Origin of the sequence: Dactylosporangium sp. CS-033363, assembly GCF_050942475.1 — a bacterium.
Taxonomy (GTDB): domain Bacteria; phylum Actinomycetota; class Actinomycetes; order Mycobacteriales; family Micromonosporaceae; genus Dactylosporangium.
In genome coordinates, this window is record NZ_CP192032.1 from 2,547,440 (window position 1) to 2,572,177 (window position 24,738).

General features: G+C 72.4%; 26 protein-coding genes. 11 read left to right on the forward strand and 15 right to left on the reverse strand.

Annotated elements, in window-relative coordinates; all coding sequences use genetic code 11:
- The first annotated feature begins 12 nt into the window (after positions 1-12).
- Entirely contained in the window at positions 13-3,072 is a 3,060-nt protein-coding gene (locus tag ACQPZ4_RS11750; RefSeq protein WP_433058924.1) for a BTAD domain-containing putative transcriptional regulator, read from the forward strand.
- A 14-nt stretch (positions 3,073-3,086) separates the two neighbouring features.
- Positions 3,087-4,226: an MFS transporter gene (locus ACQPZ4_RS11755; RefSeq protein WP_433058927.1), complete on the forward strand. Its 1,140-nt coding sequence runs from the start codon at positions 3,087-3,089 to the stop codon at positions 4,224-4,226.
- On the opposite strand, the gene ACQPZ4_RS11760 is transcribed toward ACQPZ4_RS11755, so the two are convergent.
- The 5 genes from ACQPZ4_RS11760 to ACQPZ4_RS11780 all read right to left on the reverse strand — a co-directional run bounded on the left by ACQPZ4_RS11760 (position 4,201) and on the right by ACQPZ4_RS11780 (position 7,879).
- Positions 4,201-5,577, reverse strand: coding sequence for an MFS transporter (locus ACQPZ4_RS11760; protein WP_433058930.1), 1,377 nt, complete (start codon positions 5,575-5,577; stop codon positions 4,201-4,203). The two genes, ACQPZ4_RS11755 and ACQPZ4_RS11760, sit on opposite strands and share 26 nt — an antisense overlap.
- A 70-nt stretch (positions 5,578-5,647) precedes the next feature.
- Entirely contained in the window at positions 5,648-5,872 is a 225-nt protein-coding gene (locus ACQPZ4_RS11765; RefSeq protein WP_433058932.1) for a sigma-70 family RNA polymerase sigma factor, read from the reverse strand.
- A complete protein-coding gene (locus ACQPZ4_RS11770; protein WP_433058935.1) occupies positions 5,841-7,052 on the reverse strand; it encodes an RNA polymerase sigma factor in 1,212 nt (403 codons plus the stop codon). Before ACQPZ4_RS11770 ends, ACQPZ4_RS11765 begins: the two co-directional genes overlap by 32 nt.
- Positions 7,052-7,402: a YciI family protein gene (locus ACQPZ4_RS11775; RefSeq protein WP_433058937.1), complete on the reverse strand. Its 351-nt coding sequence runs from the start codon at positions 7,400-7,402 to the stop codon at positions 7,052-7,054. Before ACQPZ4_RS11775 ends, ACQPZ4_RS11770 begins: the two co-directional genes overlap by 1 nt.
- A gap of 66 nt (positions 7,403-7,468) precedes the next feature.
- The gene (locus tag ACQPZ4_RS11780; protein WP_433058940.1) at positions 7,469-7,879 is read right to left on the reverse strand and encodes a DUF2000 family protein; all 411 of its coding nucleotides are present in this window, start codon (positions 7,877-7,879) and stop codon (positions 7,469-7,471) included.
- Positions 7,880-7,927: 48 nt separating this feature from the next.
- On the opposite strand from ACQPZ4_RS11780, the gene ACQPZ4_RS11785 reads away from it, so the two are divergent.
- On the forward strand, positions 7,928-8,713 hold the full coding sequence (locus ACQPZ4_RS11785; RefSeq protein ID WP_433058943.1) for an AraC family transcriptional regulator: 786 nt from the start codon (positions 7,928-7,930) through the stop codon (positions 8,711-8,713).
- Here the strand turns inward: ACQPZ4_RS11785 and ACQPZ4_RS11790 are convergent.
- Positions 8,710-9,048 carry a PadR family transcriptional regulator gene (locus tag ACQPZ4_RS11790; RefSeq protein ID WP_433058946.1) on the reverse strand — a complete coding sequence of 113 codons (339 nt, stop codon included), beginning with the start codon at positions 9,046-9,048 and terminating at the stop codon, positions 8,710-8,712. The two genes, ACQPZ4_RS11785 and ACQPZ4_RS11790, sit on opposite strands and share 4 nt — an antisense overlap.
- Before the next feature lie 139 nt (positions 9,049-9,187).
- Positions 9,188-10,447, reverse strand: a complete 1,260-nt coding sequence (locus ACQPZ4_RS11795; protein WP_433058949.1) for an ArgE/DapE family deacylase — start codon at positions 10,445-10,447, stop codon at positions 9,188-9,190.
- 11 nt (positions 10,448-10,458) lie between these two features.
- Here ACQPZ4_RS11795 and ACQPZ4_RS11800 point away from each other — a divergent pair, with 11 nt between their 5' ends.
- Positions 10,459-11,205 (forward strand): endonuclease/exonuclease/phosphatase family protein, encoded by a 747-nt coding sequence (locus tag ACQPZ4_RS11800; RefSeq protein ID WP_433058951.1) that lies wholly within the window; start codon positions 10,459-10,461, stop codon positions 11,203-11,205.
- On the opposite strand, the gene ACQPZ4_RS11805 is transcribed toward ACQPZ4_RS11800, so the two are convergent.
- From ACQPZ4_RS11805 to ACQPZ4_RS11815, 3 genes are read right to left on the reverse strand one after another with little or no spacing between them, the layout of a single operon-like run.
- Positions 11,126-11,563 carry a hypothetical protein gene (locus tag ACQPZ4_RS11805; RefSeq protein WP_433058954.1) on the reverse strand — a complete coding sequence of 146 codons (438 nt, stop codon included), beginning with the start codon at positions 11,561-11,563 and terminating at the stop codon, positions 11,126-11,128. The genes ACQPZ4_RS11800 and ACQPZ4_RS11805 overlap by 80 nt on opposite strands.
- Positions 11,560-11,763, reverse strand: a complete 204-nt coding sequence (locus ACQPZ4_RS11810) for a hypothetical protein (protein ID WP_433058957.1) — start codon at positions 11,761-11,763, stop codon at positions 11,560-11,562. Before ACQPZ4_RS11810 ends, ACQPZ4_RS11805 begins: the two co-directional genes overlap by 4 nt.
- A gap of 10 nt (positions 11,764-11,773) precedes the next feature.
- Positions 11,774-12,484, reverse strand: a complete 711-nt coding sequence (locus ACQPZ4_RS11815) for a GGDEF domain-containing protein (protein WP_433058958.1) — start codon at positions 12,482-12,484, stop codon at positions 11,774-11,776.
- A gap of 206 nt (positions 12,485-12,690) precedes the next feature.
- Here ACQPZ4_RS11815 and ACQPZ4_RS11820 point away from each other — a divergent pair, with 206 nt between their 5' ends.
- Both ACQPZ4_RS11820 and ACQPZ4_RS11825 read left to right on the forward strand, forming a co-directional pair.
- The gene (locus tag ACQPZ4_RS11820) at positions 12,691-12,936 is read left to right on the forward strand and encodes a DUF397 domain-containing protein (protein WP_433058961.1); all 246 of its coding nucleotides are present in this window, start codon (positions 12,691-12,693) and stop codon (positions 12,934-12,936) included.
- Between the two features lie 203 nt (positions 12,937-13,139).
- The gene (locus ACQPZ4_RS11825) at positions 13,140-13,973 is read left to right on the forward strand and encodes a helix-turn-helix domain-containing protein (protein WP_433058964.1); all 834 of its coding nucleotides are present in this window, start codon (positions 13,140-13,142) and stop codon (positions 13,971-13,973) included.
- A gap of 75 nt (positions 13,974-14,048) precedes the next feature.
- Here the strand turns inward: ACQPZ4_RS11825 and ACQPZ4_RS11830 are convergent, their stop codons facing one another.
- Positions 14,049-14,486, reverse strand: a complete 438-nt coding sequence (locus ACQPZ4_RS11830) for a hypothetical protein (protein ID WP_433058967.1) — start codon at positions 14,484-14,486, stop codon at positions 14,049-14,051.
- A 107-nt stretch (positions 14,487-14,593) separates the two neighbouring features.
- On the opposite strand from ACQPZ4_RS11830, the gene ACQPZ4_RS11835 reads away from it, so the two are divergent.
- A complete protein-coding gene (locus ACQPZ4_RS11835; RefSeq protein WP_433058969.1) occupies positions 14,594-15,046 on the forward strand; it encodes a DUF1203 domain-containing protein in 453 nt (150 codons plus the stop codon).
- On the opposite strand, the gene ACQPZ4_RS11840 is transcribed toward ACQPZ4_RS11835, so the two are convergent.
- Genes ACQPZ4_RS11840 through ACQPZ4_RS11850 form a run of 3 tightly spaced genes read right to left on the reverse strand, consistent with a single transcriptional unit; the run spans position 15,030 to position 19,546 of the window.
- Positions 15,030-16,640: an MFS transporter gene (locus tag ACQPZ4_RS11840; protein ID WP_433058972.1), complete on the reverse strand. Its 1,611-nt coding sequence runs from the start codon at positions 16,638-16,640 to the stop codon at positions 15,030-15,032. The genes ACQPZ4_RS11835 and ACQPZ4_RS11840 overlap by 17 nt on opposite strands.
- A gap of 9 nt (positions 16,641-16,649) precedes the next feature.
- Positions 16,650-18,044, reverse strand: coding sequence for an endo-1,4-beta-xylanase (locus ACQPZ4_RS11845; RefSeq protein ID WP_433058975.1), 1,395 nt, complete (start codon positions 18,042-18,044; stop codon positions 16,650-16,652).
- Complete coding sequence (locus ACQPZ4_RS11850) at positions 18,041-19,546, reverse strand: cellulose binding domain-containing protein (RefSeq protein ID WP_433058978.1); 1,506 nt, start codon at positions 19,544-19,546, stop codon at positions 18,041-18,043. The genes ACQPZ4_RS11845 and ACQPZ4_RS11850 overlap by 4 nt, the downstream gene beginning before the upstream one ends.
- A 179-nt stretch (positions 19,547-19,725) precedes the next feature.
- Here ACQPZ4_RS11850 and ACQPZ4_RS11855 point away from each other — a divergent pair, with 179 nt between their 5' ends.
- From ACQPZ4_RS11855 to ACQPZ4_RS11870, 4 genes are all read left to right on the forward strand, one after another.
- A complete protein-coding gene (locus ACQPZ4_RS11855) occupies positions 19,726-20,145 on the forward strand; it encodes a nuclear transport factor 2 family protein (RefSeq protein WP_433058981.1) in 420 nt (139 codons plus the stop codon).
- A gap of 30 nt (positions 20,146-20,175) precedes the next feature.
- Positions 20,176-20,673, forward strand: a complete 498-nt coding sequence (locus ACQPZ4_RS11860) for a hypothetical protein (RefSeq protein WP_433058984.1) — start codon at positions 20,176-20,178, stop codon at positions 20,671-20,673.
- Between the two features lie 213 nt (positions 20,674-20,886).
- Positions 20,887-21,132, forward strand: coding sequence for a hypothetical protein (locus tag ACQPZ4_RS11865; RefSeq protein ID WP_433058986.1), 246 nt, complete (start codon positions 20,887-20,889; stop codon positions 21,130-21,132).
- Between the two features lie 12 nt (positions 21,133-21,144).
- Positions 21,145-21,636: a GNAT family N-acetyltransferase gene (locus tag ACQPZ4_RS11870; protein ID WP_433058989.1), complete on the forward strand. Its 492-nt coding sequence runs from the start codon at positions 21,145-21,147 to the stop codon at positions 21,634-21,636.
- 94 nt (positions 21,637-21,730) lie between these two features.
- Here the strand turns inward: ACQPZ4_RS11870 and ACQPZ4_RS11875 are convergent, their stop codons facing one another.
- The gene (locus tag ACQPZ4_RS11875; protein WP_433058991.1) at positions 21,731-24,610 is read right to left on the reverse strand and encodes a putative bifunctional diguanylate cyclase/phosphodiesterase; all 2,880 of its coding nucleotides are present in this window, start codon (positions 24,608-24,610) and stop codon (positions 21,731-21,733) included.
- Positions 24,611-24,738 lie beyond the last annotated feature (128 nt).

Sequence of the window (24,738 nt, forward strand, 5' to 3'; positions counted from 1 at the left end):
CACAATGGACCAATGCGCTTCGGGATTCTCGGTCCGCTCGAGGTCGTCGGCGACGGCGGGGACGTCGTCGCCGTCGCCGGCCCCAAGCCCCGTGCGCTGCTCACCCGCCTCCTGCTCGAAGCCGGCCGGCTGATTCCCGCCGACGAGCTCGGGTCCGAGAGCCCCAACGCGCTGCAGGCCCAGGTCTCACGGCTCCGCAAGGTCCTCCCCGACGGCCTGCTGGAGTTCGGCAGCGGCGGCTACCGCCTGGCCGTCGACCCCGACGACGTCGACGCCCACCGGTTCGAGCGCCTCGCCCGCGAGGGCCGCCGGCACCTCGCAGCACGCGATTTTCAAACCGCCGCCGTGGTACTCCGTGCTGCTCTCAACCTCTGGCGCGGTCCCGCCCTCGCCGACGTTCCCGACGCCGGCCCGCTCAAGGTAAGGCTGGACGAGCAGCGCCTCGCGGCCATCGAGGACCTCGCCGCCGCCGAGCTGGAGCTGCCCGGTGGCGCCGCCGTCGGGCCGCTGCAGCGCCTGGTGGCCGAGCACCCGTTCCGCGAGCGGCTCCGCGCGCTGCTCATGCGGGCCCTGCACGCGGCCGGGCGGACCGCCGAGGCCCTCGCGGCGTACGAGGACGGGCGGCGCATCCTCGCGGACGAGTTGGGGACGGATCCCTCGGCCGAGCTCAGGGCGGTACACCTGCGGCTGTTGCAGTTCGAAACCCCCGCGCCGGCGCGCCGCACGCCGCCCGCTCCGCTCACGCGGCTGATCGGGCGGGAACTTGAGTCAGCCAGGATCAGCTCGGCGCGGACGGCTGGGCGGCTGGTCACGCTGGTCGGGCCGGGTGGAGCGGGCAAGACGCGGCTGGCGGTGGAGGTGGCGGGGCGGGATGCTTGCTTCGCCGATCTGTCCGCGGCCGAGGACGAGGCGCTCGCCGTCGCCGCCGCGCTCGGGCTGCGGGACGGTGGGCTGGCGCCCGCGGCCGGGGCCGATCCGGTGCGGCTCATCGCGCACGCGCTCGGGCACCAGGAGCTGCTGCTCGTGCTGGACAACTGCGAGCAGGCGCTCGACGCGGTGGCCGGGCTCGCGCGGGAGTTGCTGGCGGCGTGTCCGGGACTGTCCATCCTGGCCACCAGCCGGGAGCCGCTCGGGCTGACCGGGGAGGTGCTGGTCCCGGTCGGGCCGCTGCCGCCCGACCCGGCCGTCGCGCTGTTCGCCGAGCGGGCGGCGGCGGTGCGGCCCGGGTTCGCCGTCGGGCCGGGCAACGCCGACGTCGTGGCGGGGATCTGCGCGCTCGTCGACGGGCTGCCGCTCGCGATCGAGCTCGCGGCCGCGCGGCTGCGGCAGCTCGACGTCGGCGAGCTCGCCGACCGGCTGGCGCAGCACGAGCACTTCGCGGTGCTGTCCCGCGGCGACCGTACCGCCGCCGACCGCCACCGCACGCTGCACGCCGTCGTCGACTGGAGCTGGCAGCTGCTCGGGCCGGCCGAACGCACGGTCGCGGCGCGCCTCTCGGTGTTCGCGGGCGGCGCCACGCGCGAGGCCGCACTGGCGGTCTGCGGTGCAACCGAGGACGCCCTCGCCGACCTGGCCGATCGCTCACTGCTGGTGGCGCGCGACGGACGGTACCGGATGCTGGAGACGATCCTGCTCTTCTGCCGCGACCGCCTAGCCGCGACCGACGCCGCGCACGGAGCCGCGCACGGAGCCCCGCACGAGGCCGCGCACGAGGCCGCGCACAGAGCCGCGAACGAGGCCGCGCACAGAGCCGCGAACGGAGCTTTGAGCGAACTCGAACGGCTGCAGCGCGCGCACGCCGACTATTTCCTGGCGCTGGCGAGAACCGCCGATCCGCACCTGCGCCGGGCCGAGCAGCTCGAATGGCTGGCCACGCTGGCCGCCGACCACGAGAACCTGATGGCCGCCCTGCGCCGCTCGGCCGCGGCGGACCGCCCGACCGCGATGCGCCTGATCGCCGCGCTGGCCGCGTACTGGTGGCTCGCCGGCCGCCGCCGCGAGGTCGCCCCGATCGCCGCCGCCCTGCTGGACGGGCCGATCGACGGGCTGGAGGAGGAGTACATCAGCTGCGTCGTGCACGCCGAGTCGCACGCCGCGCCGGAGCATCGGGCCCGCGTCGACGGCGTGATGGCCTCGCTGGACCGGCCGCTGCGGCACCCGTTCGGCGCCGCGGTCTGGGGCATGGCGCGCGTGCCGGGGGCGGGCCCGGACCCCGATCCGATCATCCTGTCCGGCGACCCGTGGAACCTGGCCCTGCAGGACCTCGGTTTGGCCCTGCTCGACGTGCTCGGCGGCCACCCGGACGAGAAGGGCCTGCTGTCGGTGCTGGCCCAGTTCCAGGCGCTGGGCGAGCGCTGGGGCACCGCCCAGGCCCTGGACACGCTGGCCGAACTGGCCTCCTGGCGCGGCGAGCACGCCCTGGCCCACGAGCGCTGGGCCGCCGCGCTGACGGCGCTGGACGAGCTCGGCGCCGCGCAGGAGGCCTCCGACGTCCTGCGCCGGCGCGGCATGGACTACATCCGCCAGGGCGACCTGGCCGCGGCCGAGGCCGACTTCCGCCACGGCCAGGGGTTCCCGGCGGCCGAGCTGGGGCTGGCCGAGGTGTACCGGCACCGGGGCGACCTGCAAGCCGCGTCCGCACACCTGGCCCGCGCCTCGGACGACCTGCGCGTGGGCGACCCCGGCTCGGTGTACCTGCGGGCCGGCATCCTGACCGCGAGAGCCCGAGTCGCCGAGGCGGCCGCCCACGCCGAGGCGGCCGCCCACGCCGAGGCGGCCGCCCAAGCCGAGGCGGCCGCCCACCGCGAGGCGACCGCCCGCAGCGGGGCAGCCGAGGCGCTGGAGGAGGCGGGCCGCCTGCACGCCGAGGCCTGGGCGGCGGCGCAGCGCGTACCGCTGGCATCGAGCCTGGCCGACGTCCTGGAGGGCCGGGCCGGCTACGCCGTGCTCACGGGCAACCGGGCCGAGGCCGCCGACCTCTTGCAGCGCGCCACAGACCTGCGCGGCACCACCGTGGCCGGCGACCCGGACGTGGCCCGCACCCGCGCGGGCCTCCGTGAGAGCGCTTTCTGAAGTACCGTGCCGGGGTGCACCTGAGACGCTCCCGGATTGCCGGATGCCTGCTGTTCCTGCTCTTCGGCGGAGCGTTGGGCGCCTGGACCGCCAGGGTGCCCGCCATCAAGCACGGCCTGGAGCTCGACGACTGGCGGCTGAGCATCGCCCTGCTCGGCCTCGCGGCCGGCGCGATCGTCGGCCAACTGGGGGCGGGGCGTCTCGTCGACCGGTTCGGCAGCGTGAAGGTCGCGGCCCCCACCGCGCTGCTGGAGGGGCTGCTGCTGCTCCCCACCGCGTACGCCCCGTCGCTCGTCTGGCTCACGCTCGCCCTGCTCGTGTTCGGCGTCAACCACGGCATCCTCAACGTCTCGATGAACGCGAACGCGCTCGGCGTCCAGCGCGCGTACGGGCGGCCGATCATCTCCTCGTTCCACGCGGTGTACAGCATCGGCGGCTTCGCCGGCGCGGCGCTCGGCGGCCTCTGCGCGCATCTCGGCTGGTCGCCCCGCGGCACCTTCCTGCTCGTCGCGGCGATCACCGTGGCCATGGCCGCCTGGGCGCTGCGCTGGCTCGCCCCCGAACCCGCGCCCGACCAGCGGGCCGAGGCCACCAAGACCCGGCTCAACGGCGTGTACCTGCTCGGCGCGCTGGCCTTCTGCGCGCTGGTGGGGGAGGGCGCCGCCGCCGACTGGAGCGCGGTCTACCTGCGGGACAACCTCGGCGGTACGGCCGGGTTCGCGGCCTCCGGCTACGCGGCGTTCGCGATCGCCATGACCGCCGGCCGCCTGGTCGGGGACCGGCTCACGGTGCGCCTCGGCCCGGCCAACCTGGTCCGCCTGGGTGGGCTCGTGGCGGCGATCGGCCTGGGCGCGGCGCTGCTCGTCGACAACCGGTACGCGGGCGTCGCCGGCTTCGCCTGCCTCGGCGCCGGCCTGTCCTGCGTCGCACCCCAGGTGTTCTCGGCCGCGACCGCCCGCAACCCGGCGCAACCGGCCCGCGCGCTCTCGATCGCGGTGAGCATGGGGTACGCGGGCTTCCTGGCCGGTCCCGTCCTCATCGGCGCGGCCACGCAGGCGGTCCCGCTCCCGGTAGCGCTCGCCCTCCCGGCCGCCCTGGCCCTGCTGGTGGCGGCAAGCGCAACAGCCGTCAGGCCCGGGACCGCCGCGCCATGATCACGTCGGCCAGGCCCGCGGCCAGCGCCACGAGCACGAACCCGATCGTCACCAGCAGCGACCCCTCGAAGGCCAGCGACCAGTTCCCGTCGTGATGCGCCAGCCGGTTGAAGAACACGGCCCCCACGGCCGCGATCCCGACCGCCGTCCCGATCCGCTGCCCCGTCTGCAGCACCGCCCCCGCGCTGCCGGCCCGCCGCACCGGCACCTCGGCCAGCGTCAGCGTCTGGTTCGGGCTGATCACCAGCCCGCTGCCCACCCCGGCCACCAGCAGCGGCATCGCCGTCGCGAACCCGGCTCCGTGCCCGGGCACGAGGTGCAGCGCCAGCTCCGTCCCGGCCAGCCCCAGCGCGACCAGCACCAGCCCGATCACGACGAGCGGGCGCCCGAACCGGTTCACCGTCCGGCCGCCGACCGCCGAGGCCGCCGCCGAGCCGACCGCGAACGGCGTGATGGCCAGGCCCGCCTCCAGCGCCGAATAGTGCAGCCCGCTCTGCAGGAGCAGCGTGAACGTGAAGAAGATGGCCGTGAACCCGCCGAAGTAGAACAGCCCGACCAGCGCCCCCAGCCCGTACGAGCGGACGCTGAAGAGCGAAAGATCGATCACGCCGGTACCGCGCCGGGCGAATCGCCGCTCCCAGGCCACGAACCCGGCGAGCACCGCGGCGGCCGCGACGACGAGCAGCCACTTCGCGGGGCCCTTCCACTCCCGCTCCTGCACGAGCGGCAACAGGAGCAGCACCACCCCGATGCCGAGCAGCGCCACGCCGACCGGGTCCAGCGTCTCCCGGGCCCGTTCCTCGCGGGGTTTTCCGGGAATCCAGCGCGCGCCCAGGACGATGGCGACGATCCCGATCGGGAGGTTGATGTAGAAGATCCACCGCCAGCCGTCGGAGGCGCCGAAGATCTGGATGAGCAGGCCGCCCAGCAGCGGGCCGATCGCGGTCGAGATGCCGATGGTGGCGCCCAGCAGGCCGAACGGGCGGCCCCGCTCGGACGGCTCGAACAGCTGCTGGATGAGGCCGGAGACCTGCGGGTTGACCACGCCCGCGGCCGCGCCCTGGATGAGCCGGGCGATGACCAGCCAGGCCGCCGAGGTGGCCAGCCCCGCCGCCGCGCTGGCCAGCGTGAACACGGCGAGCCCGGCGATGAACGCGGTGCGGCGCCCGCGCGCGTCGCCGAACCTGCCGGCCGGGACGAGGAGCAGGCCGAACGTGAGCGCATAGCCGGACAGGACCCACTGCAGCTCCCCGGAGCTGAGCCCCAGCGACGCCTTGATGGACGGCAGCGCCACGTTGACGATGCTGACGTCCAGCAGCGTCATGAACCCGGCCACGAGCACGACGCTCATCGCCCGCCAGCGATTCTCCGTCCCATCCACGGCGTATCGCGTTCCCAGCGGGGGGAGCCGCAAACCAGGCTCAGAGCGAAGCCGGCGCCGAGAGCGTTCGCAATGTGGCCAGGGCGCGGGCGGACTGGCTCTTCACCGTGCCGGGCGAGCAACCCAGGGCCCGAGCCGTCTGGTCGATGGACAGATCGCAGCAGTAGCGCAGGACGAGGACGGCGCGGCGCCGCGGCGGGAGCCGCTCCAGCAGCTGCATGACCGGCAACCGGTCAACGATCGAGTCCGGGGCGGTGAGGCTCATGCGAGCACGATGCCGCCCGGGCCTGACGCGCCGCTGAAATCACCCTGATCCGGGCGGGCGACGGCAGGTCGAGCGCCAGCGCGGCCTCGAACGCGGCCGCGGCCTCGGCCGACCGGCCCAGGCGCAGCAGCAGCTCGCCCCGGGTCGCGTGCCACCACGGGTAGGTCTCCAGCGGCAACGCGTCGACCAGCGGCAACGCGGCCCCGGGGCCGTCCCGCTCGGCCACCGCCGCGGCCCGGTTCAGCCGCACCACCGGCGTGTCGTGGACGGTCAGCAGCACGTCGTACCAGGAGACGACCGCGTCCCACGGGGTCTCGGCCCAGGTCGGCGCGAGGGCGTGGCAGGCGGCGACGGCGGCCTGGACGGCGTACCGGTCGGGGCGGTCCGGGCTGCGGCGCAGGGCGGTGCCGAGCACGATCACGCCCTCGCGGATCAGCGCCTGGTGCCAGCGGGAGCGGTCCTGGTCGGCCAGCAGGATCAGCTCGCCGGCGGGGGAGAGGCGGGCGTCGCGGCGCGAGTCCTGGAGCAGGAGCAGGGCCAGCAGCCCGAGCGCGGTCGGCTCGTCGGGCATCAGCCGCACCAGCAGCCGGGCGAGCCGCACCGCCTCGTCGACCAGCATGCGGGACCCGTTCGTGTACCCCTCGTTGAAGATCAGGTACACCGTCGCCGCGACCGCGGTCAGCCGGGCGGGCAGGTCGTGGTCGGGCGGCACGCGGTACGGAATCCGCGCCTGTTGGATCTTCTGCTTGGCCCTGGTCAGCCGCTTGGCGACGGTCGGCTCCGGCACCAGCAGCGCCCGGGCCACGTCCGCCGTGCCGAGCCCGCCGAGGGTCCGCAGCGCGAGCGCGACCTGCGCGTCCACGGACAGCGCGGGGTGGCAGCACATGAAGATCAAGCTCAAAAGATCATCGCGGTCGGAAAATCCAAAAGCATCGAAGAGCGCCTCCTTGACCGGCCGCTGCGCCTCCCGCCGCATGATGTCGATCGCACGGTGCCGGGCGGCCACGATCAGCCACGCCCGCGGGTTGTCGGGCACGCCGCTGACCGGCCAGGTGACCAGCGCCTTCTCCAGCGCGTCCTGGGTCGCGTCCTCGGCCAGGTCGAGGCTCCCGGTGGCGCGGACGAGGGTGGCCAGCACGACGGCCCCCTCGTCCCGCACCAGGCGTTCGAGCGGATCCACTACCGGTTGAAGACGATCACCGGGCGGATCTCGACGGCGCCGTTCCAGGCGGCCGGGATGGTGGCCGCGACCGCGACGGCCTCGTCCAGGTCGGCGCAGTCGAGCAGGTAGAAGCCCGTCAGGACCTCCTTCGTCTCGGTGTACGGCCCGTCGGTGGTCAGCACCTCGCCGCCCTTGCCGCCCTGCACGCGGACGGTGGTGGCCGAGGCGGTCGGGTACAGCGCGTGCCCGCCCTTGATCACCGCGGCCGCCGCCTTGGCGAACGCGTTGTACTCGAGCATCTCCCCGGCCTGCTCGGGCCGGGTCCAGTCGACGTCCTCGGTGTAGGTGAACGCGGCGTACATCGTCATGGTGAGCTCCTTCGAACATCCAGTGTCACCCTAAGGACGAACGGGCCGGAGCCGCGATGGACAACTTCAGCCGTGCAGCCGCGCGCCCTTCAAAATCCGGTCGATCGCGTTGCGCGGGCCATGCACCGCGAGCCCGGCCAGCTTCAGGTCGGCGCGGGCGACGGCGCGCACCGCGGCCCGGTTGTCGGTGTCGTTGCCGGTCGCGAACAGCTCCTGGGTGAAGACCGCGCAGGCCACCCCGCGCTCGACGGCCCGGCCGTGGGCGGCGGCGAGCACGGCCGCGTCGCCCTCGAAGACCATCACCGGCTGGCCGAACATCGGCAGATACCGGGTGCCGTCCGCGTCCTCGTAGTCCTCGCCGAGCAGCTCCGGGCCGGTGCCGGCGATGCCGGAGACGACGAAGGCGGTGACGTTGAGCCGCTGCCAGGTCGGCAGGTCGTCGCGGAGCAGGACGGCGATCTTGGTGGGGAAGCTCATGGTCCGAGCCTGATCCCGGCCGGGCCGCCTGGCTTGTACGTTGTGCACATGGCGTCCGAGCTCGTCAGCGCGTGGCGCCCGCGGGTGCCGGGCGTCGCCGAGGTCTTCCACGCCCATTTCGTGTCGCACGCGTACCCGCTGCACGTCCACGACGCCTGGACGCTGCTCATCGTCGATTCCGGGGCGATCCGGTTCGATCTGGACAGGCACCACCGCGGCGCGGCGGGCGCGAGCGTCACCCTCCTGCCGCCCGACGTCCCACATGATGGGCGGGCGGCCACCGGGGCCGGGTTTCGCAAGCGGGTGGTCTACCTGGATTCGTCGGTTTTGCCGGTGTACCTCACGGGCGCGGCCGTGGACGCCGCCGGCTTCGACGATCCGATCCTGCGGCTGCGCATCGACCGATTGCACGAAAGTCTGCATTCGCCGGGGGACGAACTGGAGGCGGAGAGCCGGCTGGCCCTGATCCAGGGGCGGCTCCGCGCGCATCTCGACCGGCACTACCGGGAGCCCGCGGCGGCGCCGCGGCGGCTGGCCGACCGGCTGCGGGAACTGCTCGACGCCGACCTCGCCGGCGGGATCACGCTGCGGGAGGCGGGTGCGCTGCTGGGTGCCCACCCGGGGCACCTCGTGCGCACGTTCACATCCGCGTTCGGACTGCCGCCGCACCGGTACCTCATGAGCCGGCGCATCGAGCGCGCCCGTCGCCTGTTGCTGGCGGGGCGCAGACCGGCCGAGGTGGCGGCCGAGGTGGGTTTCCACGACCAGGCGCACCTGCACCGGCATTTCAGGCGCCACGTCGGTGTGACGCCCGGTGTTTTCGCCAGGGGCTAAGCGGCGGCGCCGCCCGCTGCCAGGTGCAATCGGCGATCGGCGGCGGCGGCGTTGCGGTGCAGCCGGTCGGTCTCGGCGCTGAGCAGGTCGCGGCCGATGCCGGTGAGCCGGTAGTAGCGCCGCAGCCGGGAGGCCACGACCTCCTCGCGGTCGACCTCGATCAGGCCGTCCGCCCGGAGGCGGTCGAGAATGCCGTACAGCGTCCCGGCCTGCAGCCGGACCCGCCCCTCGGAGATCCGCCGGACGTCGTCGAGGATGCTGTACCCATGTTGTGACTCGGCTGCCAGGGCCGTCAGGACCAGGAACGTGGGTTCGCGTAACGGTAAGCCAGTCATACCCATCACTATATGAAGACCATCGATATATGCAATAACCCGATCGGATGGCCGATCCAGAAATTTAGTTAACTGTCTTAACAGCTACGGGTCAATGGCTCGGGACCCTCGACTGCGTCAGCTTCCGGTAAAACTACTATCAGTCATTGGCCCGGAGCGCTAGGTGGACGAGGGTCTCGGCACACGCGTGCACCTGGTCCAGCGAGACCCGCTCGTCAGGGCAGTGCCCGTAGCCGACGCCGGGCCCGAACTGGACCGCGGGCACCCCGGCGCCGGTCAGCAGCCGCAGGTCGGAGCCGTACGGGGCGCCCACCACGGCCGGCTCCATCCCGCTGAGCACCTGATGGGTGCGCACGACGCGCTGGACGAGATCGGTGCCGTCCGGGCAGCGGCCGGAGGCGAACTGCCCGCCCCACCACTCGACGGTGACCGGGTGCTCCTTGAGCCACGGGTCCTCCGCGCACGCGGCGGTCACGGTCGCCTCGAACTCGGCGCGGGCGGCCTCGACCGGTTCGTCCAGGGCCACCCCGAACCGGCCCTCGGCGACGAGCAGGTCGGGCACGGTCGAGGCCCAGTCACCGGCCCGCACCGTGCCGATCTCCAGCGGGTACGCGATGTCCCACCGGCGCATCATCGGGTCGACGGTGCGGTTGCGGCTCGCCTCGAGCGCCCGCAGTACCGGAAACAGCAGTTGGAACTTCTCGACCGCGCTGACCCCGGAGGTGCGCGCGCAGGCGTGCGCGGCCAGCCCCGGCACCCGCAGCCGGAAGGTCAGCGCCCCGCCGTTGGCCGCCAGCACGTCGAGGGCGGTCGGCTCGGTGATCACGCAGGCGTCGGCTCGCCAGCCGCGGTGCAGGGCGGCGAACGTGCCGAGGCCGCCGTCCTCCTCGCCGACGACCGCGGCCAGCAGCAGGTCGCCGCGCGGCCGGGTGCCGGTGCGGTGCACGGCGAGCAGCGCGTGCAGCGCCGAGACGAAGCCGCCCTTCATGTCGCAGGCGCCGCGCCCGAAGGCGTGGCCGTCCCGGATGTCGCCGGACCAGGGCGAGGTGGTCCAGGTGCCGGGGTCGCCGGGCGGCACCACGTCCAGGTGGCCGTTGAACATCAGCGACTTCGCGTCCGGGTCGGTGCCCGGGACGCGCGCGACCAGGCCCCACGCCTCGCTGCGCTCGACCTCCATGCCCGGGAAGTCCGCGCGCGCGGCCAGCTCGGCGACCGGAATCTGCCACAGGTCGAGCTCGACGCCCTCGGCGCGCAGGAGGTCCGCCACGCGGTGGACGATCTCGCTTTCCTCGGCGGTGCCGCCCACACTGGGGATGCGGATCAGGTCGGTCAGCGTGCGGGTGGCCTCGTCCCGCGCGTCGCGCAGGGCGTCGAGGGCCGGCTGTACTCCAGGGTTCACGAGGGCACGATATGTCGCTGACGCTCATGACGTACAACATCAAACACGGCGGCGGCGACCGGCTCGACGCGATCGGCCGGGTCATCGCCGGCCGGGCCCCCGACGTGGTGGCGCTGCAGGAGCTGCGCGGCGAGCCGGACCTGGGCGCCGTGACCGGAATGCGGCAGTTCGTGGCGCCGTCCTGGCGGGGTCAGGCGGTCGGGCTGCTGGTCGCCCGGCACCTGCGGGTGCTTGGGGCGGGCCGGGTCCGGCGGCCGTTCTTCCACGCCGCGGCCTGGGTGCGGGTGGCGACCCCGGCCGGGCCGCTCACGCTGGTGTCGGCGCACCTGTTCCCCTACCGCGGCGACGTCCGGCGGATCGAGGCCGGGTGGCTGGCCGGATTTCTCCGCCGCCAGGGGGAGGGGGTCCTGCTCGGCGACCTGAACACGCTCGACCCGTGGAGCGAGCACGGGGAGCAACTGCGGGAACTGCCGCCACGGTACCGCCGCCGCCACCTCGATCGCGGCCGGCCCGACGTGCGCGCGACCGCGCTGCTGGCCCGCCGCGGGCTCGTGGACGTCTTCCGGCGCTGCGGCACCGGCCGGCCCTGGACCGTGCCGACGACCGCGGGCGGCGGGCACGAGTTCACCCGGCTGCGGCTGGACTATCTGTGGGCGACCCCGGAAACGGCCGCCCGGTTCACCGATTGCCGCGTCGTGACCGGCGGGGAGGCGGAATCCGGTTCGGACCACTACCCGCTGGTGGCCCGGACAGCGTAGAGACCTGGGCCGCGGCGGCCTGCGCGGCGGTGCCGGCGGTCCGCGGGTCGATCTGCTGGCGGGGCGGGCCCAGCCGGCGGTTGCCCCCGAGCGGCGGGTTGGCCACCCAGCGGATGATCGGACCCTGCCCGGGCGCCGGGAGCCAGCCCAGGAAGCGCTGCCAGAGCTGCTCGGCACCGTACTGGCGAAGGTCCTCGGCGGCGTCGGCCACGCGCAGCGCCATCAGCGTGCGCAGGGCGCCGGGATTGTCGGCGTACTCGGCGACGAGCTGCTCGCGCTTCGCCGCGCACGGCCACGGATCCGCACACCCGGTGCACCGCCACTGCGGGCGGGCCGGCATGTGCGCCTCCATCGTCATCCAAGGCTCCCGGGGCGGGCGACCTCGAGGCGTCGCAGGGCGTAGACGAGCACCGAGTTGCGGGCCGTCACGTACTCGTCGCACGGCCACGGCCGGCCGCAGTCACGGCACAGCTCACCGCGCTTCAACTTCGCGGCGAGCCATCCGCGCGGGCGCGGCTGGTGCCGGCGGCGCTGACGGACGAGGTCTGGAAGCTCCATAGCGAATCCTTCAGGTCGCCGTGGACGGACGGGGGGAGGTCTCGCGCGGCTTGGCGAGCCGGAGCGTCGCGTGGTGCAGCACGTGCTGCTCGCCGATCCGGATCGCGAGGTGCTGGGCGGGCGGGTGCGGGCGGCGATGGGCGCCCTTGACGCGGTACATGGCGGCGTCGGCCCGGTGGACGGCATCGGCGAGGTGTGCGTCGGGCTCGACGGGGACGAGCCCGACGGACACGCTCACGGTGACGACCTGGCCGCCCAGCCGCATGGGTGCGGCGAGGGCCTCGGCGAGCCGGTCGGCCTGCTCCTGGCTGCTGCCCTTGCGGCAGCGGAGCAGTCCCGCGAACTCGTCGCCGCCGAGCCGTGCCACCAGCCCGTCGTCGGCGAACGCGGAGAGGCGGCGGGCGGTCGTCACGAGCACCTCGTCGCCGGCCGAGTGACCGAACACGTCGTTGATCTGCTTGAACCCGTCGACGTCGAGCACGACGGCGACGAGGGGGTGCCGGTTGCGGTCCGCCACGAGCTCGGTGCCGCGCAGGTAGAAGGCGCGGCGGTTCGGCAGGCCGGTCAGCGGGTCGTGGCTGGCGGCGTGGCGGACGATCTCGAGCTCCGCGCCGAGCCGGATGGCGAGCCGCTCCGCGCGGCGCGCGCGTAGGTAAAGGGGAACGCCCGCGCACGCCCCAGCCGTCGCGGCCGCACCGGCCAGGAAGGCGAGGGGATCCATGCGCACGTTCCCTTCAGATCGCAGCTGGGGAAGCCGCTCGATCATTTTGGGCCCGGATGTCGGGTTTTGATCACAAACTGTGAGCAACCCCTGACATCCGCACATGCGCTAGCATGCGCTTTATCGGCTGCAGAAGCAAGAGCCGATGCACGTGCAGACGCCGGTTGCTTGGTGAACTTTCAACCAAGGTCATCAGAGAGATGTCGATGGAGCAGACGTACAACGGGATGCCGGCCGGCCACCTCCCCGGTGTGACCTGGCAGAAGAGCCGCCGCAGCAACCCCAGCGGCAACTGTGTCGAGCTGGCCCGCCTGCCCGACGGGACCGGCTTCGCGATGCGCAACTCGCGTGACCCCGAGGGTCCCGCACTCATTTACACCTACGAGGAGATCGCCGCCTTCGTCGGAGGCGCCGCCGACGGCGACTTCGACAATCTGTTAGCGGCTGAGTAATAACCCGCGGAAGATCGAGCAGGCTCGCATCCGCCAGAGCCACGCGAGCCCACTCCCGCTTACTGTCGGGTCATGGCATGCTTACTCCGGTCGTGGGGGAGCCCCGCGGCGAGTGACTGGTTGACCATGACGGTCCCGGAGGCAGCACGGTGACGAGCGGTCTGACTGAAGGAGGAGCGTCCGGAGGCCCCACGGTCCTCCGGATGCTGCTGGGCGCCCATCTGCGGCGCCTGCGGGAGGCGCAGGGGGTGACCCGGGAGGACGCCGGCTGGGAGATCCGCTCGTCGGAGTCCAAGATCAGCCGGATGGAGCTGGGGCGCGTCGGCTTCAAGGAGCGCGACGTCGCCGACCTGCTCACCCTCTACGGCGTCGACGACCCCGAGGAGCGCACCCGCCTCCTGGCGCTGGCCCGCGACGCCAACAACCCCGGCTGGTGGCACCGCTTCGGCGACGTGCTGCCCAGCTGGTTCCACTCCTACCTCGGGCTGGAGGCGGCCGCCGCGCTGATCCGCACCTACGAGGTGCAGTTCGTGCCGGGGCTGTTACAGACGGCGGAGTACGCCCGCGCGGTCGTCCTGCTCGGCCACGGCCGGGCCAAGGAGGACGAGATCGAGCGCCGGGTGGAGCTCCGCCTGCAGCGCCAGCAGATCCTGACCCGGCCCGACGCCCCGAAGCTGTGGATGGTCGTCGACGAGGCCGCGCTGCGCCGCCCGATCGGCGGCCACGACATCATGCGCGCCCAGCTCGACGCGCTGCTGGAGATCAACAACACGCTGCCCAACGTGCGGCTGCAGGTGATCCCGTTCAACGCGGGCGGCCACGCCGCGGCCGGCGGCGCGTTCACGATCCTGCGCTTCCCCGACGACGACCTGCCCGACGTGGTGTACATCGAGCAGCTCACCTCGGCGCTGTACCTCGACAAGCGCGACGACGTCGACCTCTACGCCGAGGCCATGGAGCGGCTGTGCGTCGAGGCCCGCCCGCCGACGGAGACCGCGAAGATCCTCGAGGAGATCCGCAAGGAGTTCGACGCCTGAGCGGTCCGCAGACGCGCAAGCGGGGTAGGTGGTCATCCACCTACCCCGCGGCCGTTTCTGGGCCCGTTTCGTGCCTTAGAGAGCCGCTTCGATGCGGTCCAGGGCGGCGTTGCGCGGTACGTACCGGTTGAGCAGGTTGGCCTGACCCGCGGCCAGGATGCCGGCCACCACCGGCGTCTCCGCCTTGCGGATCTCCAGGTCGGCCTCCTCGGCCGCGTGGCAGGCCAGCTGCGCCGCGACCGGACCCGGCAAGGCCTGCCAGGTCGGCAGCAGCGTGTCGTTGATGGCGTCGTCGTACCAGTTCGGGACGGTCGGCGGCGGCAGGTGCCCGGAACGCCAGCGCCGCATGAGGGTCAGCGCCCAGCGGTCCCAGAACGCGAGCTCCGCCAGGACGGTCGCGACGCTCCAGCCGGGCGCCACCGGTTTGCCTAGTCCCTCGTCGCCGAGGGAGTCGATGAGGGTCTTGAGCCGCGCCACCGCGGCGGCGTTCTCGTCCAGGGGTAGCCGTTCCACCTGTTCAACGGTACGGAAGCGGCACTGCCCCCGCATGATCCACTAGCACTTGATGCGAGGACCGATTCCCGCCAGCATCAGGCGTTTCGCGGGGGCAGGCTGAGGGCATGTACACCATTCACGCCATCGACGCCGGCACGCTGGAAACCGTCCGCCGCACCAGGCTCGACGCCTCCGGCAACGCGCCCGAGCCGTACGTCGCCACGGGCGGCGAGCCGCTGCGCTGCTGCCTGCGCGACGCCACCGAAGGGGAGCGGCTGCTGCTGTTCGGCTACGAGCCGAAGCTGCCGCCGAGCCCGTACCGCGAGATCGGCGCCGTCTTCGCGCACGCCTCGGCCTGCTCCGGACCGGCCGCCCCCGGCTACCCGGCCGACTGGGCGCACAAGCCGCAGGTGCTGCGCGCCTACGACGCCCGCGGCTGGATCCACCCGTCGACCCGGGTCCACGACGGCACCGACCCCGAGGCTTCGCTGGCCGCGATCCTGGCCCACCCGGAGGTCGTGCGGGTCGACAGCCGCAACATCGCCTATGGATGTTTCATGTTCACGGTGACCCGCTGACGTTCGGTGTTGCGCTCAGCAGGTGCGTCACCTCGGGCTCGCCCTCGGCATAGGACTGCGCCGCGAGTTCGTCGTCGTAGTCCGCCGCCGTGAGCCGCTCGTCGTGCTGGCGGCGGTGCTCCTCCCACGACGCGACCGTGTAGATCTCCACCATCGCGCCGGGGTCCTCGCCGGAGCGGAACACGCCCCACTGCAGGGCCCCGGTGCGCAGCCGCGCCTCGCGGACCCGGTGCATGGCCCGCACGAAGCCGGCCTGGCGGTCCTCGGCGACCCGGTACCGCAGCAGCACCACGACCGGCCCCTCGGCCTCCTCCGGCTCGATCAGCAGGTGCGGCTCCGGCCAGTGCACCTTCGTGCTCCGGTCGAGCGGCACGGTGTCCATGTAGGGCCACCAGCGTCCGCTGATCAGGGCGAGCACGAGCAGTACCACCGCGAAAAGGAGCGGGCCGGGAACTCCGAGGCGATCGGCGGCCACGCCCCAGGCCGCCGCGGCGAGCGCCTGCGATCCGGAGAACACGAACTGGTAGGCGGAGAGGCCGCGGGCGCGCACCCAGCCGGGCAGGAACAGCTGCACGGCCGCGTTGGAGTTGCTCAGCACCACGATCCAGGCCGCGCCCGCCGGCACCAGCGCGGCCGCGGCGAGCGCGGGGGAGCGGGTCAGGGCCAGCGCGGCGAGCACGGCGGCGTAGACGGCCGCGCAGACCGCGTAGGAGCGGTTCGGGGTCAGCACCGAGCGCACCCACGGCAGCAGGAACGCCCCGCCGATGGAGCCCGCCCCGACCGCGGCGAGCAGCAGCCCGTAGCCGGTCGGGCCGAGGCCGAGGCGGTGCGCGGCGAGCACCGGCAGCAGCGCCCACAGCGCGACCGCGGGCGTGATGAACAGCGCGATCCGCAGCAGGATCCGCCGCATCTCCGGGGAGAACCGGACGTAGCGCTCGCCGGCCCGCACCGCGGCCAGGAACGCCTCCGGCCGGGTCTCGGCGGCCGGGGCCTTGCGCGGCAGGCTCGCCATGACCACCGCGAACGCGGCGAACGAGGCGGCGTTGAGCGCGAACACATACCCCGGCCCGAGCCGCGCCACCAGCAGGCCGGCGATCGCCGGGCCGACCGCGCGGGCGAGGTTGACGCTGAGCGAGCCGAGCGCCGACGCCGACGGCAGCTCCTGGCGCGGCACCAGCTCCGGGATCAGGGCCTGATAGGGCGCGACGGTCAGCGCGGCCCCGCAGCCGAGCGCGAACGTGAGCACCAGGAGCTCGATCGGATTGAGAAGATCGAAGAACGCAAGGGCGGCTATGGTACCGGCCGTGCCCGCCTGCACACTCTGGATGCCGATGAGCAGCCGGCGCCGGTCGAACACGTCCGCCAGCGCGCCGCCGGGCAGGGCGAGGAACAGGACCGGCAGCGTGGTCGCGGTCTGGATCAGCGCGGTGGTCACGGCCGCGTGCGGGTGGGCCAGCAGGATCCACTGCGCGCCGACCGTCTCCATCCAGGTGCCGACCTGACTCGCCAGCGCGGCGATCCACATGGCCCGGAACGCGGTGGCTCTGAGCGGCGCGAAGGCCCCGGTCGTGGACAACCGGGGCCTTCTGATCACGCTACGAGTTTACGAACAACTGACGGCCGGCACGGCGTTGGTCCCGTTCCACGACGCGAGGAACCCGAACGTGGCCGGGGGCGTGCTGTTCCACGACGCGGGCGTGACGGTGACCGACGAGCCGGACTGGGCGACGGTGCCGCCCCAGAGCTGGCTGATGGTCTGGCCGTTCGCGAACGTCCACTTCACCGTCCAGCCCGGCTTGGTCCCGGTGACGCTGACCTCGCCCTGGAAGCCGCCCGGCCAGCTGCCGACGATCTTGTACGTCGCCGTGCACGCGCCGGCCGGTGGTGGGCTCGTGCTCGCGCTGGGCGAGGGGCTCGTGCTTTTTGTCGGGCTCGTGCTCTTCGTCGGGCTCGGTGAGTCGGCCACGCCGCCCAGGGCCGTCGCGATCGCGTTGTAGGCGGTGGGCTTCTTCGTCAGGGAGTCGTCCCACGGCAGCGCCGCGCCCTGGCCGGAGAAGACGCTGGGGATCCACGAGTACTTGTCGGTGTAGTCCCAGATCGTGATGCCCACGCAGCGGGTCACCGCCACGCACGCCTTGACCACGTTCGTGTAGTTCGTGGCCTGGGTGGCGTCCTTGGCCGAGTCCCGCGGCAGGACCATCCGCACGTCCAGCTCGGTGATCGCCACGTCCACCCCGAGGTCGGCGAAGCGCTGCAGGTTGGCCTGCATGTTGGTCGGGAAGCCGTACTGGATGGCCAGGTGCGCCTGGAACCCGACGCCGTCGATCGGCACGCCCTGCGCCTTGAGCGTCTTCACCAGGTTGTACATCGCGTCGGCCTTCGCGCCTTGGCCGTCGGTGTTGTAGTCGTTGATGTACAGCTTGGCGTCCGGATCGGCGGCCCGCGCGGTGCGGAGGGCGTCGGCGATGTAGTCGCTGCCCATCGCCGCGTAGAACGGCGAGGTCGTGCGGAACGTACCGTCGTCGTTGAAGGGCTCGTTGACCACGTCCCAGGCGAACACCTTGCCCTTGAAGTGCGTGGCCACGTTGGTGATGTGGTTCTCCATCGCCGCCTGCACCTGCGCGGCGGGCAGCTGCGACACCCAGCCCGGGAGCTGGTTGTGCCACAGCAGCGTGTGCCCGCGCACCTTCATGTTGTGCGCCTGCGCGAAGCTCACGACGGCGTCGCCCTTGGCGTAGCTGAACGAGTTCTGGGTGGGCTCGGTGCTGTCCCACTTCATCGCGTTGCCCGGCGTCGTCTGCCCGAACTCGCCGCCGCCGAGGATCGCGGTGTACGCCGTGTCGGACAGCTCCGGGTTGTCGGTGGCGGACCCGAAGTACCGCCCGCCGGCCGCCGCGAGCGACTGCAGCGTCTGCGCGGCCGCCTCGGCTTGATTCGTGATGACGGCGAACGTGCCCACGGCAAGCACCGCGACGGCGCCCAGTGCGAGCCTTTTCATGAGGAGACCCCCGCGAGGTGGTCCTTGATGCCCTGGCCGAAGTTGGTCGCGGTGCCGTTGTAGTTGCTGATCAGCGAGGGCCCGGTCGAGCAGTCCCAGGTGTTCCAGGTCCACCCGAGGTACCCGATCCCCTTGCCGTCCGCCCAGTTCATGAGCGTGTCGACGAACCCGTGCGCACAGTCGTTCTCGCCGATCTCGGTCAGCGACAGCGGCACCTGCGCCGCGACGGGCGCGAGCTGGCTGTCGTAGCACGACGTGTTCGAGCACGTGTTGAAGTTGTAGATGTGCGCGAACGCCGCGATGTTGTTCAGCGGGTCGCTCGGCTTGTACTGCAGCCACTGCGTCAGGTCGTTCGAGTAGGCGAGCCCGCCGATCATGATGACGTTCGTCGCCCCGGTCGCCCGCACGGCGTTGACGAGCGACTGGAAGCCCGCCACCTGGTACCCGATGCCGCTGCAGGTCCCGCCGTCCCGCCAGCAGGTCCAGCCGCTGGTGGCGCTGCCGGTGGCCCGCTCCGGGTACGGCTCGTTGAACAGGTCGAGCACGACGGCGTCGTTGCCCTTGAACGCGTTCGCGACCCCGGTCCAGAACGTCGGCGCGTACTGCGCGTCCGGCATCGGCTTCTGGCAGGTCGCCTTGACGTCGGAGCAGCCGGCCGAGGGCCCGGTGTACTGCCCGTAGTTCCAGTGCATCTCCACGATCGGCGTGATCCCGTTGCTGACGAGCAGGTTCACGTACGCCTTGACCGCGTTCTGGTAGTTCGCCCCGCCGTACGCCGCCTGCACGTTGCTGGTCCCGACCCAGCACTCCTCGTTCAGCGGCACCCGAACGGTCCGGATCTTCCAGGACCGCATGGCCGTGATCGAGGCCTGGTCCATCGGCCCGTCCCAGATGCCGTTGCCCTGGATGCAGGCGAACTCGCCACCGGAGCGGTTCACACCCAGCATCCGGTACGTCGCGCCGGTGCCCGTCACGAGCTTGTTCCCGCTCACCTTGAGCTTGGGCGCCGCACCAGCGGGCGGCGGGCTCGTGCTCGTGCTCGGCGACGCGCTGGGACTCTGACTCGGGCTCTTCGACGGCGTCGGTGACGTGGTCGTCGTCCCGTTACAGGTGACCCCGTTCAACGTGAAGGCGGCCGGCTTCGGGTTCGACCCCGACCACGACCCGTTGAACCCGATGCTGGTGCTGGCATTGGTGGCCAGGCTGCCGTTGTACGACATGCTGGCGGCGGTCACACTCGCGCCGGACTGGGTGTAGGTCGCCGACCAACCTTGATCGACGTGCTGCCCGGCCGGGAACGTCCACCCGAGGTTCCAGGAGGACACCGGATCGCCCAGGTTCTTGATCGTGATCGCCGCGGTGAACCCACCGGGCCAGTCGTTGGTGGTGTACGTGACCTGACAGCCGGCGGCGGCCTGTGCCGAGGTCGGCAGCAGAACCGCTCCGGCCGAGGCGAGCAGCAGACCACCGGCCACCGCGAGGGTGGTGGTGCGGTACCGCATGGGGCTCCTTAGAGGCTTCTTCGATGGCGGTTTGGAAGCGCTCCCATCCTTCGCCGAGTCCCGGGTCAGTCAAGCGCTTCGATACGTTTGTCCCGGTTGTCCGATCGATGGCCTGAAATTTCCACCGAGCCCTATGCGGAGCATTGACTCCGAATCGAGCCGGAGTCTACGCTCCGGTTATGAGCCTGGTGGAACGCTTCCTGGCCGCGGTGGTCTCGCCGGACCCGGGCGATCTGGCCGACTGTTACGCCGCGCAGGTCGTCATCGAGATGCCGTTCGCCGTGCCGGGCCTGATGCCGTCACGCTTGGAAACCTCGCGGGAGGAACTGCGCGCCCGCTTCCGGGCCGGGACGGCGGTACGCCGCTACACGGAGGTGCTCAATCCCCGGATCCACGAATGCGCCGACGGGACGACGGTGGTGCTGGAGTACGACGTGCGGGGGTTGATGCTCGCCACCGAGGAGCCGTTCGTGCTCCGCTTCGTCATGGTGATGACGCTCGCGGACGGGTTGATCGCCCACACCCGCGACTACACCGACCCGATCGCCGGCGCCCGCGCGCTGGGCCGCCTCCCGGACCTGCTTGCCGCCGTACGCTAGCGTCACGCAGTGTGTCTGACCGGTGGGTCGATGCGCCGATCCGCAGCCCCGGCGAGGACCGTTTCGACCGTCGGCGGTTCGTCGAACACACCCTTGCGTCGTGATCCCTGGTCATCGATCAACGGTGTCGAGCGGGCGGCCATTGCTTGGCTGGGCCAGCTGCTCAGAAGGGCTGACAGGCCAACCCCGAAGGATCTGGTGGCCTGCTTCAGCGGGCCTGCGGATGGGCTGCGGTTCCTGTCCGTGCTCCGGCAGGTCTTCCGCCTCGGGCCCCGCGTCTCGTCCGACGCCAGCGCCACGTCCGACGCCAGCGCCACGTCCGAATGGCGGACGCTGGTCGCGCGCCGCGGTGACGTCGCACCTCCGGACGCGACGCAATCGCTCCTCGAATGGGCCGAGGAAGTGTGGGGCACCGACGAAATCGACCGGAGGCTGACGGCTGCGATCGATGGAGGCGTCCCGTTGCTCGACATCGCCTCGTGCAACGAGTCGGACACGCACGCGTCGCCCGAGCACACCGCGAATTGATCAAAGCGGCTGAACCGCTTGCGATTGGGGCGGAGCACGTCCCGCTGCGTGACGCCGCCGCCGCGGTCCTGAACGAATGACTCTCCGACGCGGGGTACCGCGGCTACGGGGAGTCGGTGTACAGCCTTTGGAGGCCGCGGCGGGCAGGGTGAAAGGCGAGATCACCCGTTTCGTGCGGTCGCCTGAGCGAGATCAATCGGGACCATCAGTGCCATGTTGCATCTTGATCCTGACAGCGTTCTCGTCACCACCGCCGCTGAGCTGCAGACGCGGCACCTTGAGCGGGACCCCGACGACCCCGAGAAGTGCGGGGCCTGCGGGGCGCTCCTGCCGTGTCCCGTTGAGGCCGCCGCGGCGCTCGTCTGCCGGGCCGGGGGGCTCTGGCTCGAAGGGGACACCCTGGTCGACGCGCTCGAGCCGCCGACGCAGCTCCTGGCGATCGTTCCCGCGGAAGTCTGAGATGATCAATGGATGAGGTTGCGGCCTTACGGCGAGGAGGATCGGCGGCTCACCGGCGAGTTGGAGGGCGATGCCGACGTCATGCGGCACCTCGGCGGGCCGGGGGCCGGCGCGCGGGCCGAGCGGGTGCATCGAAGGCGCCTCGAAGGACGCGACAGGGAGTGGTACCGCACGATCCTGCCCGAGGACGGCGCCGGCGCAGCACCCGCCGGGGTGGTGGCCGTGTTCCGCAGCGAGTGGGAGGGGCGCGAGATCCACGAACTCGGGATCATGCTGCGGCCCGGGCGGGCCCAGCGGCACGGGCTGGCGGCGGGGGCGGTGCGGCTCATCGTCGATGAGGTGCGGGCCGGCGGGGGTGTGCGGGAGATCCATGCGTTCATCGGAACCGGGAACCGGGCCGCGGCCGTGGTGGCCCGGCGTACCGGCTTCGTGAACCACGGCCCCTGCGAGATGGACTACGAGGGCGAACCGATCCAGTGCGACCACTGGATCGTCGAACTCTAGGCCGCGCAAAAAAGCGAACTCCAGGCCGCGCAAAAAAAAGCGAACTCCAGGCCGCGCAAGAAAGCGAACTCTAGGCCGCGCAAGAAAGCGAACTCTAGGCCGCCGGCTCCACGACCTCCTGGCTGCGCAGCCAGGACAGGGCCTCCGCGAACGGCAGCGGCCTGGTGAACAGGTAGCCCTGGCCGAAGCCGCAGCGCAGGTCGGCCAGGCGCTGCCGGTGCGCCTCCGTCTCGATGCCCTCGGCCACCACGCTCAGGTCGAGGGTGCGGGCGAGCTGCACGATGCCGCGCACCAGGTCGTACTGCCGGCGCGAGGTGGAGATCGTGTCCACGAAGGACTTGTCCAGCTTGAGCGCGTCGACGGGGACGCGGTGCAGGTAGGACAGCGACGAGTACCCGGTGCCGAAGTCGTCGATCGAGACCTTGACGCCGGCGGCGCGCAGGGCGGCCAGGTCGGCGTGGATGTGCTCGTCGTCGCCGAGGAGCAGGCTCTCGGTGATCTCGACCGTGAGCGCATAGGCCGGCAGGGAGGCCTGGGCCAGCTCCGTCAGGACGCGCTGGACGAAGCCCGGTGAGCGGAACTGGCGTACCGACACGTTGACGCTCATGGTCGGGGACTCAGCGGGGTACAGCTGCCGGAACTTGACGGCGGTGGCGATGGCGTTGCGCATCACCCAGTCGCCCAGGGGGACGATGAGGCCGCATTCCTCGGCGATCTCGATGAACTCCAGCGGGGGCACCAGGCCGAGGGACGGGTGCTGCCAGCGCACCAGGGCCTCGAAGCCGTGCGGGCGGCCGGTGGCGAGGTCGACGATCGGCTGGTAGTGCAGCACGAAGGCGTCGGTGGCCAGGGCCTGGTCGAGGTCGGTGCGCAGCCGCATCCGGCGCAGGGCCTGGGCGTGCATGGCCGACTCATACCGGCGCCAGCGCTCGGGGGTACCCTTCGCGCTCTCCAGGGCCACGTCCGCCTCCCGCAGGAGTCTCGCGGGGTCGTCCGGGTCCTGATCTTGCGAGAAAGGGGAGATGGCCGCGCCCACGCTGGGCAGCGCCGTCACCACGCTGCCGCCGACCAGGAACGGCGGGCGGAACTCCTCGACGATGTGCCGGGCCAGCGCCTCGACGGCGGCGACCTCGGTGGTGGGCACGAGCACGCCGAACTCGTCGGCGCCGAGGCGGGCGACGGTCGCCGGCGGCGGGCAGACGTCGACCAGCCGGGCGCCGAACGCGCGCAGCAGCTCGTCGCCGACCTCCTGGCCCATGGTGTCGTTGACGGTACGGAAGCCGTCGATGTCGACGATGAGCACCGCCGCCGCCGTGGCGCCCTGCACGCAGTCCTGGAAGCGCAGGCGGTTGCCGAGGCCGGTGAGCGGGTCGAGGTACGCGCGGTCGAGCAGCTCCCGTTCGAGGCGGCGGCGCTCGGTGACGTCGTGGATGGTGAGCACCCGGCCGGCGACCGTCGGCTCGTCGCTGAGGTCGCGCACGGTGACCTCGACCTCGGCGGTGGTGCCATCGGCGCGGACCGCCGTCTCGCCCGGCCGCAGCACGTCGCCGAGCGTGCGGCCCACCGTGTCGGTGCCGAACAGCGGGCGGGCCGAGGGGCTGGCGTAGGTGATGACGTCGTCCTCGCCGACGATGAGGATCACGTCGGCCGCGTTGAGCACGAGGGTCCGGAAGTACGCCTCGCTGTCCCGCCGCGTGATCTCGCGGTTCAGCGCGATGTGGTCCAGCATGCTCGCGGCCTGCCCGGCGAGCACCCGCACCGACTCCTGCAGGGTCACCAGGGCCCGCTCGTCGGCGGCCACCCAGAGTTCGCCGAGCCGGACGCCGCCGATGCTCAGCGGGCAGTACAGCGCCAGCTCGAAGCCCTCCAGCTCGCTGTCGCCGAGCTCCCGGATGTACCGCATCCGCATCCCGTCCGCGCGGGTCGCCGGGACGCGCAGGACGGTCCGGTGCGCGGTGCCCGGCCGCAGCAGCGAGCCGACCGCGCGGCGCACGACCGCCTCGACCCCGGACACCTCGGTCGCCGAGAGCAGCGCCTCGCAGGCCCGGCGCAGCGCGCGCTCGCGGGACAGGGTGTGCCCGACGCTGCGGGCGGCCAGGCTGCCCCGGCCGAGCGACAGGGCCACGAGCGCGGCCGAGCCGACCGCGATGACCAGGCCGTTGTGTACCGGGCCGGCCAGCGCCTCGGCGAACAAGATGCCGGGCGCGACCAGGGAGGCCACCCCGAGCACGGCCCGGCGCGGCTTGACCTGGGTGGAGCCGATGACCCGCGGCTCGGACAGCTCGGCCATCGACGGGTGCAGCGCGGCGAGCCCGCCGGCGGCGAAGAAGACGATCCAGCCGACGTCGACGAAGGAACCGAGGTCCCAGTCCCCGTTGAGGCGGCGCAGGCTGAACACGACGTCGGAGACCAGCAGTACCGCGCCGGAGGTCAGCAGCAGCGCCACGCTCCAGCTGCGGCGGGCCTCCAGCACCATCCGCACCATGATGGCCAGCAGCATCACGTCGCACAGCGGGTAGGCGATGGAGACGGCCTTCTGCCCGGCGGTGAGGCCGGGGTCGCTGAGGTACGGATCGATGAGGTACACCCACGCCAGCAGCCCCGCGCCCGCGGTGAAGATGGCCGAGTCGACGATGGTGGCCCAGTCCCGGTTGGCCGCCCCGGACCGGCTCAGCAGCAGCAGGCCGAGCAGCAGCAGCGGGAACGTGCCGCCGAGCGAGATGGCGTCCACGACGGACGGGTTCTGCGTGGAGTCCACGACCAGCGCCGCCGCCGTGCCGGCCGCGAGCATGAAGGAGCCTCCGGCCCACAGCAGCCACGGCACCTTGCGGCGCGGGCGGTGCCGGCGGATGCCGTAGCCGATGGCCGCGAACGTCGCCGCGACCAGCCCGACGTAGCACAGCAGCCCGGCCGCCGGGACCAGCACGTAACCGACGGCAAGGGCCAGCGCACAGAGCGCATATACCCAGGTCACCCGTCGCGTCACGGCGCTCCTCTCCGCGCGTCGAGAGCTACCTTCTCCCGCCGGTCCCGCGCGGGCAAGGTCTGATCCATTGCTATATACATCGGCCACTCGCCCGCGCTCTGTAGGGTCCGCAACGG

Bases quoted from the DNA above. Each gene is read 5' to 3' on its own strand.
- ACQPZ4_RS11750 (WP_433058924.1), top strand. From the start codon at position 13: ATGCGCTTCGGGATTCTCGGTCCGCTCGAGGTCGTCGGCGACGGCGGG.
- ACQPZ4_RS11760 (WP_433058930.1), bottom strand. From the start codon at position 5,577: ATGAGCGTCGTGCTCGTGGCCGGGTTCATGACGCTGCTGGACGTCAGC.
- ACQPZ4_RS11765 (WP_433058932.1), bottom strand. From the start codon at position 5,872: ATGAGCCTCACCGCCCCGGACTCGATCGTTGACCGGTTGCCGGTCATG.
- ACQPZ4_RS11775 (WP_433058937.1), bottom strand. From the start codon at position 7,402: ATGACGATGTACGCCGCGTTCACCTACACCGAGGACGTCGACTGGACC.
- ACQPZ4_RS11780 (WP_433058940.1), bottom strand. From the start codon at position 7,879: ATGAGCTTCCCCACCAAGATCGCCGTCCTGCTCCGCGACGACCTGCCG.
- ACQPZ4_RS11785 (WP_433058943.1), top strand. From the start codon at position 7,928: ATGGCGTCCGAGCTCGTCAGCGCGTGGCGCCCGCGGGTGCCGGGCGTC.
- ACQPZ4_RS11790 (WP_433058946.1), bottom strand. From the start codon at position 9,048: ATGACTGGCTTACCGTTACGCGAACCCACGTTCCTGGTCCTGACGGCC.
- ACQPZ4_RS11800 (WP_433058951.1), top strand. From the start codon at position 10,459: ATGTCGCTGACGCTCATGACGTACAACATCAAACACGGCGGCGGCGAC.
- ACQPZ4_RS11805 (WP_433058954.1), bottom strand. From the start codon at position 11,563: ATGACGATGGAGGCGCACATGCCGGCCCGCCCGCAGTGGCGGTGCACC.
- ACQPZ4_RS11810 (WP_433058957.1), bottom strand. From the start codon at position 11,763: ATGGAGCTTCCAGACCTCGTCCGTCAGCGCCGCCGGCACCAGCCGCGC.
- ACQPZ4_RS11815 (WP_433058958.1), bottom strand. From the start codon at position 12,484: ATGGATCCCCTCGCCTTCCTGGCCGGTGCGGCCGCGACGGCTGGGGCG.
- ACQPZ4_RS11820 (WP_433058961.1), top strand. From the start codon at position 12,691: ATGGAGCAGACGTACAACGGGATGCCGGCCGGCCACCTCCCCGGTGTG.
- ACQPZ4_RS11825 (WP_433058964.1), top strand. From the start codon at position 13,140: ATGCTGCTGGGCGCCCATCTGCGGCGCCTGCGGGAGGCGCAGGGGGTG.
- ACQPZ4_RS11835 (WP_433058969.1), top strand. From the start codon at position 14,594: ATGTACACCATTCACGCCATCGACGCCGGCACGCTGGAAACCGTCCGC.
- ACQPZ4_RS11845 (WP_433058975.1), bottom strand. From the start codon at position 18,044: ATGAAAAGGCTCGCACTGGGCGCCGTCGCGGTGCTTGCCGTGGGCACG.
- ACQPZ4_RS11850 (WP_433058978.1), bottom strand. From the start codon at position 19,546: ATGCGGTACCGCACCACCACCCTCGCGGTGGCCGGTGGTCTGCTGCTC.
- ACQPZ4_RS11855 (WP_433058981.1), top strand. From the start codon at position 19,726: ATGAGCCTGGTGGAACGCTTCCTGGCCGCGGTGGTCTCGCCGGACCCG.
- ACQPZ4_RS11860 (WP_433058984.1), top strand. From the start codon at position 20,176: ATGCGCCGATCCGCAGCCCCGGCGAGGACCGTTTCGACCGTCGGCGGT.
- ACQPZ4_RS11865 (WP_433058986.1), top strand. From the start codon at position 20,887: ATGTTGCATCTTGATCCTGACAGCGTTCTCGTCACCACCGCCGCTGAG.
- ACQPZ4_RS11870 (WP_433058989.1), top strand. From the start codon at position 21,145: ATGAGGTTGCGGCCTTACGGCGAGGAGGATCGGCGGCTCACCGGCGAG.